Here is a 12486-nt window from a genome sequence, read left to right on the forward strand (position 1 = left end):
GCGATGGAAGGCAAACGTCTGGATAATGCCGCGCTGGCGGCGGGGATCAGCCCCAATTACATTAATGCCCACGGTAAACCGCAGTCTATTGGCGCCGATACCAAACGGCGTTTGCTTGACGCCATGCATCGTACTACCGCCGCCACGAAAGTGGCGGTGACTCCGGTGCCAAACGTGATGGTGTATACCGTCGGCAAAAAAATGCCGCTGGCGGTTGAAGGGAGTGGTGAATTTAGCTGGCTGCTGACCACCGAAGACGGTGTGCAGCACAAAGGGCATGTCACTGGCGGTAAATCTTTTCACCTTCCGGCGAAGTTGCCGGAGGGGTATCACACGCTCACCCTGACTCAGGACGAAGCGCGCAGCCATTGCCGCATCATCGTCGCGCCAAAACGTTGCTATGAGCCGCAGGCGCTACTGGCCGGGCAAAAGCTGTGGGGTGCCTGCGTCCAGCTTTATACCCTGCGTTCAGAGAACAATTGGGGGATTGGTGATTTTGGCGATCTGAAGGCGATGCTGCCGGAAGTGGCTAAACGCGGCGGGGCGTTTATTGGCCTCAACCCGATCCACGCGCTGTATCCGGCGAACCCGGAGAGCGCCAGCCCGTATAGCCCGTCTTCGCGCCGTTGGTTGAACGTGATCTACATTGATGTGAATGCGGTAGAGGACTTCCGTCTGAGCAAAGCGGCGCAGAGCTGGTGGCAGAAGCCTGCCACGCAGCAAGCTCTGCAACAGGCCCGCGATGCCGAGTGGGTGGATTACACCACCGTGACCACGCTGAAGATGACCGCGCTACGTCTGGCATGGAAAGGGTTCTCTGTGCGTGATGATGAGCAGATGGCGGCATTCCGTCGTTTTGTGGCTCAGGAAGGTGAAAGTCTTTACTGGCAGGCGGCGTTCGACGCGCTGCATGCATATCAGGCGAAAGAAGATGAATCGCGCTGGGGTTGGCCTGCGTGGCCGGAAGACTTCCGGACGGTGGACTCACCGGCGGTGAAACAGTTCTGCGCAGAGCATCGCGATGAAGTGGATTTCTACCTCTGGCTACAGTGGCTGGCGTATACCCAGTTTGCTGCCTGCTGGGAAACCAGTCAGGGCTTTGCAATGCCTATCGGGTTGTACCGCGACTTGGCGGTCGGCGTAGCAGAAGGTGGGGCGGAAACCTGGTGTGACCGTGAGCTGTACTGCCTGAAAGCGTCCGTTGGTGCACCTCCGGATATTCTTGGTCCGCTCGGTCAGAACTGGGGCCTGCCGCCGATGGATCCGCATATCATCACCGCGCGCGCCTACGAGCCGTTTATCGAGCTGCTGCGTGCCAATATGCAGAACTGCGGGGCGCTGCGTATTGACCATGTAATGTCGATGCTGCGTTTGTGGTGGATCCCCTACGGCGAAACCGCCGATCATGGCGCCTACGTGCATTATCCGGTCGACGACCTGCTTTCTATCCTGGCGCTGGAAAGTCAACGTCATCACTGTATGGTGATTGGTGAAGACCTGGGTACCGTACCGGTAGAAATTGTCAGCAAGCTGCGTGACAGCGGCGTGTATTCCTACAAAGTGCTCTATTTTGAGAATGACCATGAGAAGAACTTCCGCGCGCCGCAGGCGTACCCGGAACAATCAATGGCAGTCGCGGCGACGCATGACCTTCCTACGCTTAAAGGCTATTGGGACAGCGGTGATCTGACGCTCGGTAAAACGCTGGGGCTGTACCCGGATGAAGTTGTGCTACGCGGGTTGTATCAGGACCGTGAACTGGCGAAGCAGGGCCTGTTGGATGCGCTGCACAAATACGGCTGTCTGCCAAAACGCGCCGGACACAAGGCGTCGTTGATGTCGATGACGCCGATCCTCAACCGGGGTATGCAGCGCTATATCGCCGACAGCAACAGCGCGCTGCTGGGCCTGCAGCCGGAGGACTGGCTGGATATGGCGGAGCCGGTCAATATTCCGGGGACCAGCGACCAGTACAAAAACTGGCGGCGTAAGCTGACGACGACGCTTGAGGCGATGTTTGCCGATGGCGGGGTGAACAAGCTGATTAAGGATTTGGACAAACGGCGAAAAGCTGCCGCGAAGAAGAAGTAAAAAATCCGGGGATTTCCCCGGATTTTTTATGGTGGTAGCTCGTAGCACGTAAGCCTGATAAGCGCAGCGCCATCAGGCAATTCTGGCGCATATTGCCGGATGGCGGCTTTGCCTTATCCGGCCTACCAGCCGTCTCGATTAAACGACCATTCCCAGCAGCAGGCATCCTACCAGACCGCATACTGAAATAATGGTTTCCAGCATTGACCAAGACTTGATGGTCTCACCGATGGTCAGGTTGAAGTATTCCTTGAACAGCCAGAAGCCCGGATCGTTCACGTGGGAGAAGATGACGGAACCGGAGCCTACTGCAATAACCATCAGCTCAGGGCTCACGCCGGTCGTTGCAATCAGCGGTGCCACAATCCCACCTGCGGTGATGGCTGCCACGGTAGCAGAACCCAGTGCGATACGCAGTACAGCGGCAATTGACCATGCCATCAGCAGCGGAGAAACGTTGGTTTCATGCATCATAGAGGCGATGTATTTGTCGACGCCACTATCCACCAGTACCTGTTTGAACGCACCGCCACCACCGATAATCAGCAGCATCATCGCGATTATCTTGATGGAAGACACCAGCGTGTCGTTAATCTGATCCATCGAACGTCCACGGTTCAGACCAAAGGTGAACATCGCAATCAGAACGGCAATCAGCGTTGCCATGACCGGGTCACCGAGGAACTCTGCAACCGGCAGGAAGGCATGGCCTTTCGGCAGGATCATCTCCGCGATAGCACGCATCGCCATCAGCACGACCGGAACCAGAGAGGTCCAGACGCTGACGCCAAAGCCTGGCATTTCTTCTTCAGTGAAGGTTTTTGCGCTGTACAGACCTTCCGGGATTGGCTTATCAATGCCCTTCAGGAAACGCGCATACACCGGACCCGCCAGAATAACGGTCGGGATCGCCAGAATCGTACCAAACAGCAGGGTTTTACCCATATCGGCGTGGAAAATGGTGGCAATCGCGGTCGGACCCGGGTGCGGTGGCAAGAAGCCGTGGGTCACAGACAGCGCAGCGGCCATTGGCACACCGACATACAGCAGCGGGATGTTCGCGGCGGCAGCGATGGTGAACACCAGCGGCAGCATCAGCACGAAGCCCACTTCGTAGAACAGCGCAAAGCCCACGGTGAAGCCGGTTAATACCACGGCCCACTGGATGTGCTTTTTGCCGAATTTAGCAATCAGCGTGGTGGCAATACGTTGCGCACCGCCGCAGTCTGCCAGCATTTTGCCCAACATGGCGCCAAAACCCATAATCAGGGCGAGGCTACCAAGGGTTCCGCCGACGCCGGCTTTAATTGAACCGATGACTTTATCCAGTGGCATCCCTTGCATCAATCCGACAGCAAGCGCCACCAGGACGAGAGCGATGAAGCCGTTCATTTTGAAACGGATCATCAGGAGGAGTAACAAGATTACACCGATAGCAACGATGACTAATGGCATGATTTACCTGGCCTTTACTTTGTTATGGGTAACGTCAGTGTTTAGATGACAAATTCTGATTGTCCCGACCGGGAACAGAGTTATTACGGCACCAATGCTGATTGCCTTCAAAACTACGTAGTTTAGCTGGCTGTTATGAGTGTTCCAGGTGCGTGCGATAATGATACGGGTAACATGTGGTGATTGAAAATCACCTGGGCAGGCAAAATTTAAATTATGAGAGGCAGGTCAAATTATAGGGGGATTGTTGCAGGACATATGCGGAGAAATGCAGGGGTGTAGGCCGGATAAAGCGTTTACGCTGCCATCCGGCATCAATGCCCGATGACGACGATGATGCGTCTTATCGGGCCTACGGATACTCTACAGGTTCGGGAGCTAGTAGTAAGAGTGCTCGCCGCGCTGGTGTTCGGTCAAATCGCGAACGCCTTTCAGCTCCGGGAATTCAGCCAGCAGCTGCTTCTCGATGCCTTCTTTCAGTGTGACATCGACCATTGAACAGCCGTTACAGCCACCACCGAATTGCAGAATTGCGTAGCCTTCGTCGGTGATTTCCATCAAGGAGACACGGCCACCGTGGCCAGCCAGCTGTGGGTTAATCTGCGACTGCAGCATGTACTCCACGCGTTCCATCAGCGGTGCGTCATCAGACACTTTACGCATTTTCGCATTAGGTGCTTTCAGGGTCAGCTGGGAGCCTAACTGGTCGGTAACAAAATCAATTTCTGCCTCTTCCAGGTACGGTGCGCTCAGTTCATCAACGTAAGCGGTCAGCAGGTCAAATTTAATGGCGGTGTCGGTTGCTTCCACGGCGTCCGGCGGGCAATAAGAAACGCCGCATTCAGCGTTAGGCGTGCCGGGATTAATCACAAATACGCGAATTTGTGTCCCTTCTTCCTGATTTGCCAACAGTTTGGCAAAGTGCGCTTGTGCAGCATCGGAAATATGGATCATAGTAATGGCCTAATAGTTGACTATTTTACTTGGTTATAATACGCCCATCATCGAGGCTCTACAAGGTTCGACACAGGCACCATACCTGGACAGTCGCCGCGCCGTTGCGTAAAAGCAGCTGCGCGATCTCCGCGACGGTACTTCCGGTAGTGACGACATCATCCACAACAACCATATGGAGTCCCTGCACCGGCAATTCAAGGCGAAACGCATTTTTCAGGTTGCGTTTGCGTAATCGGGCGCTGAGATGGTGCTGTGTGGCGGTGGGGCGAGTTCGTGTGATGGCCTGACCGTCCCAGTCGCAGCCCAGCCAGCGTGCCAGTGAGCGACACAGTAAGTCACTTTGATTAAATCCCCTGCGCCAATGGCGGCGTTGCCAGAGTGGAACGCTAATCAGCCGATCCGGCAGGGGAAGGCCACGGGTACGGCGAGCCTGCAATACCTCCAGCAACATCAAGCGCGACAGTGCGGGGGCGATGTCACTACGCCGGGAAAACTTCAGCTGGTGGATAAGCCCGCTCAGCGGTGGCACGTAGTCACTGACCGCGATCAGTCGCTGCCACGGCGGCGGCTTTTGCAGGCAGCGTCCGCAGGGAATATCGGGGTGGGAGGCGGGCAGCCCGCACTGTGGGCACAGGCAGACATGTTGACACGTCGCACGCGTGCAAACGGAACACATTCCCCAGTGCCCGAGCATTAACGGCATTCGGCATAGCCAGCACAATCCTGGTACTGTTAGCATAGGTTCATCCTTGTTGGTCAAAAGAGAACAGTAACTGATGAATGACATCTGGTGGCAGACCCGGGGTTCGGGAAATTGCCATCTTGTGCTGCTGCACGGATGGGGACTGAATGCGGAAGTCTGGCATTGCATAAGTGAGGAATTAAGCTCGCATTTTACGCTGCACCTGGTTGATTTACCGGGATTTGGGCGCAGTCAGGGTTTTGGTGCGATGCCGCTGGAAGAAATGGCGGAGTGCGTTTTGCAACAGGCTCCGGAGAAAGCCATCTGGCTGGGCTGGAGTCTGGGCGGATTGGTGGCGAGTCAGGTGGCGTTGACCCATCCTGAGCGCGTGCAGGCGCTGGTTACCGTCGCCTCTTCGCCATGCTTTAGCGCACGCGATGAGTGGCCTGGCATTAAGCCCGAAGTGCTGGCGGGCTTCCAGCAGCAGCTTAGCGAAGACTTCCAGCGGACGGTGGAGCGTTTCCTGGCACTGCAAACGATGGGGACGGAGACGGCGCGTCAGGATGCGCGAGTGCTGAAGAAAACGGTGCTGGCGTTACCGATGCCGGATGTGGCGGTGCTGAATGGTGGGCTGGAGATCCTGAAAACGGTCGACCTGCGTGAGCCGCTCTGCGCCCTGGACATGCCGTTCCTGCGTTTGTACGGCTATCTCGATGGTCTGGTGCCGCGTAAAGTCGTGCCGATGCTGGATGCACTGTGGCCGCAGAGTGAGTCGTTGATATTTGCCAAAGCGGCACATGCGCCGTTTATTTCGCATCCTGCTGAGTTCTGTGCCGCGCTGGTGGCGTTGAAGCAGCAGATCTAGCGCCGTATCCCGCTCGGGGATTGGGGGCTATTCGTAGGCCGGATAAGCGTAGCGCCATCCGGCCTATTGCAACAGGTTAGCGCAATGCCCACCACTCGCGCAGACAGGCTTTCCCTTCAGGGCAACTCTTGCAGCTTCCAGAAAGACACCCGTCGGCATCTTCCTGAATACGCACGGCTTTACCCATCTGTTCTAACTGATTCAGCATGGCGTCAATCATCGGCTGCGGGGTGTGCAGCGTATGGCTGATTTGTGTTGCCTCCATACGCCCCCGTAGAGCCAGTAAATCACGTACCTGAATAAGCGATGCCATCATTCACCGCCTAGTGGCAATCGCCGGTGGTGCTGGCACAGCAGGAACCTGGCGTCTTATTGGTCGCCAGCAGTTCGATATCTACCCGACTGCGTGCGCGGCGCAGCATTCCCAGCAGCACGATGTTAAACAGAATGACGGTTAAAATGCACACCAGACTGTAGGTCGGATGCTCTTTGTAGCTGACTGTCTGGTAAAACAGCGTCGACAGAGAGTAGGCGATGTTCAGTCCCCACAGAATGGAGAAGCCCATCCAGCCACGGCTGGATTCACGAGCAATAGCGCCCATTACCGAAATGCACGGGACATACAGCAGCACGAAAATCAGGTAACTGTACGCGGCGGCGGCGCTGCCGAACTTCGCACCCATCACGCCCATTGCGCCGGTTGCCATCTCACCGTCGCCTTTGCTGGCTTCGATAGGATTAGCCAGCACGCTCAGGCTGAAGGTGTCTTTCAGACTTTGCCAGGTTTCACCCAGCGCACCTGCCAACTCGTCACCGAGGTTGAACTCGGCTGGGTTGAACTCTTCTTCCTGAATATTTTCTGCGGTATAGAGCGTATTCAGCGTACCGACAACCACTTCTTTTGCCATGGCCCCGGTGAACAGACCCACGGTGGCCTGCCAGTTATCTTCGTGTACGCCAATCGGTTTAAAGATAGGGGTGATTACGCGACTGACGGATGCCAGCGCCGAGTCGTTGATGTTATCGACGATTTTTCCGCTCAGGGAGAAACTGTTAAACGCACTGAGGAAAATACTGACGATGATGATGACTTTACCGGCGCGCAGGACAAAGCCTTTCAGGCGCTGCCAGGTCTGAATGACCAGGCTTTTCACGTGCGGTACATGGTAAACCGGCAGCTCCATCACGAACGGTGTGGCTTCGCCACGCATAATGGTGTGCTTGAGCATCAGGCCGGTCAGTACCGCCATGACGATACCCAGTACGTACAGTGAGAAGACGGCCAGCGCGCCGTTCTGGCCAAAGAACGCCGCAGCAAACACGGCGAAAATCGCCAGACGCGCACCGCAGGACATAAACGGCGCCATCATGATGGTCATCAGACGTTCACGCGGTGCATCCAGCGTGCGTGCGCCCATCACGGAAGGGACGTTACAGCCGAAGCCGACAATTAGCGGGACAAACGATTTACCCGGTAATCCCAGTGCCTGCATCAAACGGTCCATCACAAACGCAGCACGCGCCATATAGCCGGAGTCTTCGAGGAACGAGAGGAACAGGTACATCATGCCGATTTGCGGCACCAGCGGCAGCACGGTGTTAATCCCGCCGCCAAGACCCTGCGCCAGGAAGATGGTTAACCAGTCCGGGAAATGCAGGGTGTAGCCAATCCACTGAATACCATGGATAAAGAGTGCCACGGAACCGACGTCAAACAGCGGCTGCAGCGCGCCACCGATGTTAATGGCGAGCAGGAACATCAGGTACATGACGAACAGAAATACTGGCAGGCCGAGGAAGCGGTTAAGTACGACCTTATCGACCGCGGTGGTGAAGCGGCTTGGCTCTGCGGTCAGGGTGTTGCTGACGGTATCGCAGATGGCGGCAATGCACTGGTAACGTGCATCAGCAATATGCAGCGCCGGATCGTCCATTGTTTCACTCAGGCGAGTCAGCGCGGCATCCAGATTTTGTGCCGCATCACCCGCGTAGGCGCGGCTGTAGATATCGCCTTCCAGCATCTGCAGACCGAGCCAGCGACGTTGTTGCTGCGGCATCTCTTTGGCCATCGCGTCAGCCAGAGACTCGGCTTCACGCAGCAGCGGTTGGGCATAATGTACCAGCTCGACGGCGTCGTTTGCTTTGTAGCGATCGATAGCCAGCTTCAGTGCTTCAATCCCGCGACCACGGGTTGAAACCAGCGGCACCACCGGGCAGCCCAGACGGGCGGAAAGGGCATCGATATCAATCCGGATTTGCTGCTTCTCAGCAATGTCCAGCATGTTCAGCGCGACGATGCAGGGGATACCCAGTTCAAGCAGTTGCAGCGTCAGGTAGAGGTTACGCTCGAGGTTGGAGGCATCGACCACGTTGATCAGCAGGTCAGCGTCGCCGCTTAAGATATAGTGACAGGCAATTTGCTCATCGAGGGAGGTCTGCGATGAGATGGTCGTCAAAGAATAGGTGCCGGGTAAATCCACCAGCGTAACCTGATGGTCAGTTGTCGAGAAATGGCCTTCTTTGCGCTCAACGGTAACGCCAGCCCAGTTACCCACACGCTGACGCGCGCCGGTAAGCTGATTGAATAATGTTGTCTTGCCGGAATTAGGATTACCAATTAAACCAATGGTTAGTTTTTTCATTTTTATAGACTCACTGTATTAACAGGAAACCGCTTCCACTTCTAATAACGCCAGATCTTTTTTCCGCAACACCAGGCTGACTCGGCGTGTTTCAATATGGATAGGATCGCCTAACGGGGCGATGCGAACCACATTGAACGATGAGCCTGGCAGCATGCCGAGCGACAAGAGCTTCTGCCGGTACGCCGGGCTGATATCACGAGAAAAACCGGTAATTTTCCAAGCAGTGTCTGGAGTGAATTGCATAGGGACCTACTTATATCTCGCTAACTGGATGATTACCTCATGGGGCGAAAGGCGGCATGAGACCAGATGATTAGCCAACGAAGGAAAGAGTAAATAATCAACAAAACAATGATAATGAGAATGGTTTCTATCATCAATAGAATAAATGTGACGGAATGTTGGATTGGCGAATAATTTGAGTCAATTTTGATATGGCTCAACATTTATTCAGGTCTGACACGAATGATTCGAGGGAGAAACTATTGGAATTTATTAATGTTTAATTAAGGTTTCAGCTGTTAATAAAGTGATAAATATATTGTGAAGGGAAGCGATAAATATATTAAATAGGCCGGATGGCAATGCTCGCGCGTCTTATCCGGCCTACAAATTAATTGCGACAAGTTGGCCGGCTAAGGTGTTTACACCGCCATCCGGCACACGCGTCACACTAGCGCTTTTTACCCATTGCCGCCGCCAGCGCATCCATCATCGCACTGTTACCGGCTGACTGCGCCTCACGACCACGGGGTTTTGCGGCTTTAGGCGCCGGGCGGTTACCCTGTGCGCGTTCGTTGTTACCGCCGCCGCGACGGGCATTGGTTTCACCCGGCTGTTCGTCCAGACGCATGGTCAGGGCGATACGCTTACGCGGTAGATCAACCTCCAGCACTTTCACCTTCACAATGTCGCCGGCTTTCACCACGGTGTGCGGGTCTTCAACGAATTTGTTCGATAACGAGGAGATATGCACCAGACCGTCCTGATGAACGCCGATATCGACAAACGCACCAAAGTTGGTGACGTTGGTGACTGCGCCTTCCAGAATCATGCCCGGCAGTAGATCGTTCATGGTTTCTACGCCGTCAGCAAACTGCGCGGTTTTGAACTTAGGACGCGGGTCACGACCCGGTTTTTCCAGCTCTTTGATGATGTCGGTTACGGTTGGCACCCCGAAGCGCTCGTCGGTAAAGTCGGCTGCTTTCAGGTTACGCAATTCGGTGCTGTTGCCCATCAGGTCGCGCAGCGACTGCTCGGTGGCGGCCAGAATGCGTTCCACTATCGGATAGGCTTCCGGGTGAACGGTTGAGGCATCCAGCGGGTTATCGCCGTGGTTAATGCGCAGGAAGCCCGCGCACTGCTCAAAGGCTTTAGGCCCCAGACGGCTGACTTTTAGCAACTGTTGACGGTTCTGGAACTGACCGTTCTCATCACGCCAGGCAACAATATTCTGCGCCATCATGCGGGTTAAACCGGCTACGCGAGTCAACAGCGGCACGGAGGCGGTATTCAGATCAACGCCGACGGCGTTTACGCAGTCCTCGACTACCGCATCCAGTTTACGGGCAAGCTGGGTCTGGCTAACGTCGTGCTGGTACTGGCCGACACCGATCGATTTCGGGTCGATTTTCACCAGCTCGGCCAGCGGATCCTGCAGACGGCGGGCAATAGACACCGCACCGCGCAGGGACACGTCGAGATCCGGGAACTCCAGCGCCGCCAGTTCAGAAGCAGAGTACACCGAGGCCCCGGCTTCGCTGACGATCACTTTTTGCGCGGTCACTTTCGGGAACTGTTTCTGCACGTCGAGGAAGAAGCGTTCGGTCTCACGCGATGCGGTACCGTTGCCAATCGCCACCAGCTCAACGTTGTATTTTTCGCACAGCGCGGCCACCGCAACGGCGGCTTTGGCTGCCTGTCCGGTATGGGGATAAATGGTGTCGGTCGCCACCAGCTTGCCGGTCCCGTCAACAACCGCGACCTTCACGCCGGTACGCAGACCAGGATCGAGACCCATAGTGGCACGCAACCCGGCCGGAGCGGCCATCAGCAGGTCGTGCAGGTTGCGGGCAAAGACGTTAATGGCCTCATCTTCCGCACGTTCGCGCACGGTACCCATCAGTTCGGTTTCGAGGTGCATCAGCACTTTGATGCGCCATGTCCAGCTGACAACGCCTTTACGCCAGCTGTCCGCCGGCGCGTTGTTCAGGCGCAGACCCAGATGATCGCGGATAATCTGCTCGCCGTGGCTCTCTTTTGGCGGCTCATCGAACTGCGGGTCAGCATTCAGAGAAAGCTGCAGCACGCCTTCGTTACGCCCGCGGAACATCGCCAGTGCTCGGTGAGAAGGAACGGTGGAAATAGGTTCGTGGTGATCGAAGTAGTCGCGGAATTTGGCACCTTCCTCTTCTTTCCCGCTCACTACGATGGAAACCAGATGGGCGTTCTTCCACAGGTAATCACGGACTTTTGCCAGCAGCGCGGCGTCTTCGGCAAAACGCTCCATCAGAATGTAGCGCGCGCCGTCGAGCGCGGCTTTGGTATCCGCCACGCCGTTTTCGGCATTGAGGTATTTGGCTGCTTCGGTTTCTGGGTCGTGAGAGGGATCGTTCCACAGCAGGTCGGCCAGCGGCTCAAGACCCGCTTCAATGGCGATTTGCCCACGGGTGCGGCGTTTAGGTTTGTACGGCAGGTAGAGGTCTTCGAGTTCGGTCTTACTTAACGTGCCGTTGATCGCTTTCGCCAGATCGTCGGTCAGTTTGCCTTGCTCGCCGATAGATTTGAGGATCGCCTGACGGCGGTCTTCCAGTTCCCGCAGATATCCCAGACGGGTCTCCAGATTACGCAGCTGCGTGTCATCCAGACCGCCGGTGATTTCCTTACGATAACGTGCGATAAACGGCACGGTGTTCCCTTCATCAAGCAGGCGAACGGCAGCTTCTACCTGTTCAGCACGAGCCTGAATTTCACCTGCGATAATGCGGCAGAAAGAATCATTCATCATGGATAGCTTCGTCTTTAGGATAAAAAAATCAGGGGATAGTTATACGGATTGGCTGGCAAAAATGCCAGCCATCAGCAGGGGCTTCGGATTGTTCCGTCTTATTTAACGTACTCAATCTCATTCACGTACCAGCTTGCTTCTCCGCCAGGGGTGTTCACTACCGCGAGATCGCCGACCTCTTTTTTGAGAAGAGCGCGCGCCATCGGTGAGTCGATAGAGATGTAATCCTTACGGCCAAAGATTTCATCGTAGCCGACAATGCGAAATTTGCGGATGTCGCCGTCATCATTTTCAATCTCAACCCATGCGCCAAAGAACACTTTTCCTTCCTGCTGAGGGGAGTAATCGACAATTTTTAGATTCTCCATGCACTTGGTCAAATAACGGACGCGTCTGTCGATCTCGCGCAGGCGCTTTTTATTATACTGGTAGTCAGCGTTTTCGCTGCGGTCACCCAGACTGGCGGCCCAGGTCACTTTCTTGGTGACTTCCGGGCGCTCTTCACGCCAGAGGTAATTCAGCTCTTGTTTGAGTTTTTCATACCCTTCACGGGTTATCAGGGGCGTTTTCATCTTATTGTTTTACCTTGATTCTGTGATGATGCGCACAATTGGTATTACGTGAGCATATCAACAGAATAAATAATGTATTACGAGAAACATTGTATACTTAAGCTGCTGTTTAATATGCTTTGTAACAATTTAGCCTGGAATTCATACCAGAATTTGCTGGTTACTCAGGTGAGCTTTCTTAAGAATACACACTTACAATTGTTGCGAACCTT

Annotated in this window: 10 protein-coding genes; 2 read left to right on the forward strand and 8 right to left on the reverse strand. The window is 55.1% G+C overall.

What is annotated here, in order from left to right:
- Positions 1–3 precede the first annotated feature (3 nt).
- Positions 4–2091: a 4-alpha-glucanotransferase gene (malQ, locus tag FDW98_RS08995; RefSeq protein ID WP_096759260.1), complete on the forward strand. Its 2088-nt coding sequence runs from the start codon at positions 4–6 to the stop codon at positions 2089–2091.
- A gap of 138 nt (positions 2092–2229) precedes the next feature.
- On the opposite strand, the gene gntT is transcribed toward malQ, so the two are convergent.
- The 3 genes from gntT to gntX all read right to left on the reverse strand — a co-directional run bounded on the left by gntT (position 2230) and on the right by gntX (position 5242).
- Entirely contained in the window at positions 2230–3546 is a 1317-nt protein-coding gene (gene gntT / locus FDW98_RS09000; protein WP_096759261.1) for a gluconate transporter, read from the reverse strand.
- Between the two features lie 378 nt (positions 3547–3924).
- On the reverse strand, positions 3925–4500 hold the full coding sequence (gene nfuA / locus FDW98_RS09005) for a Fe-S biogenesis protein NfuA (RefSeq protein ID WP_096759262.1): 576 nt from the start codon (positions 4498–4500) through the stop codon (positions 3925–3927).
- Positions 4501–4558: 58 nt separating this feature from the next.
- A complete protein-coding gene (gntX, locus tag FDW98_RS09010) occupies positions 4559–5242 on the reverse strand; it encodes a DNA utilization protein GntX (protein ID WP_096759263.1) in 684 nt (227 codons plus the stop codon).
- Positions 5243–5279: 37 nt separating this feature from the next.
- Here gntX and bioH point away from each other — a divergent pair, with 37 nt between their 5' ends.
- On the forward strand, positions 5280–6050 hold the full coding sequence (bioH, locus tag FDW98_RS09015; protein WP_096759264.1) for a pimeloyl-ACP methyl ester esterase BioH: 771 nt from the start codon (positions 5280–5282) through the stop codon (positions 6048–6050).
- A 76-nt stretch (positions 6051–6126) separates the two neighbouring features.
- Here the strand turns inward: bioH and feoC are convergent, their stop codons facing one another.
- The 5 genes from feoC to greB form a co-directional block, all read right to left on the reverse strand.
- Entirely contained in the window at positions 6127–6363 is a 237-nt protein-coding gene (gene feoC, locus FDW98_RS09020) for a [Fe-S]-dependent transcriptional repressor FeoC (RefSeq protein WP_096759504.1), read from the reverse strand.
- 10 nt (positions 6364–6373) lie between these two features.
- A complete protein-coding gene (gene feoB, locus FDW98_RS09025) occupies positions 6374–8692 on the reverse strand; it encodes a Fe(2+) transporter permease subunit FeoB (RefSeq protein WP_096759265.1) in 2319 nt (772 codons plus the stop codon).
- A gap of 18 nt (positions 8693–8710) precedes the next feature.
- Positions 8711–8938: a ferrous iron transporter A gene (gene feoA / locus FDW98_RS09030; protein WP_096759266.1), complete on the reverse strand. Its 228-nt coding sequence runs from the start codon at positions 8936–8938 to the stop codon at positions 8711–8713.
- A gap of 430 nt (positions 8939–9368) precedes the next feature.
- Positions 9369–11702, reverse strand: a complete 2334-nt coding sequence (locus FDW98_RS09035) for a Tex family protein (protein ID WP_096759267.1) — start codon at positions 11700–11702, stop codon at positions 9369–9371.
- Positions 11703–11800: 98 nt separating this feature from the next.
- On the reverse strand, positions 11801–12274 hold the full coding sequence (gene greB, locus FDW98_RS09040; protein WP_003023524.1) for a transcription elongation factor GreB: 474 nt from the start codon (positions 12272–12274) through the stop codon (positions 11801–11803).
- Between the last annotated feature and the right edge of the window lie 212 nt (positions 12275–12486).

It is taken from the genome of Citrobacter sp. wls711 (genome assembly GCF_005281055.1).
In the GTDB taxonomy this organism is placed as follows: Bacteria; Pseudomonadota; Gammaproteobacteria; order Enterobacterales; family Enterobacteriaceae; genus Citrobacter; species Citrobacter gillenii.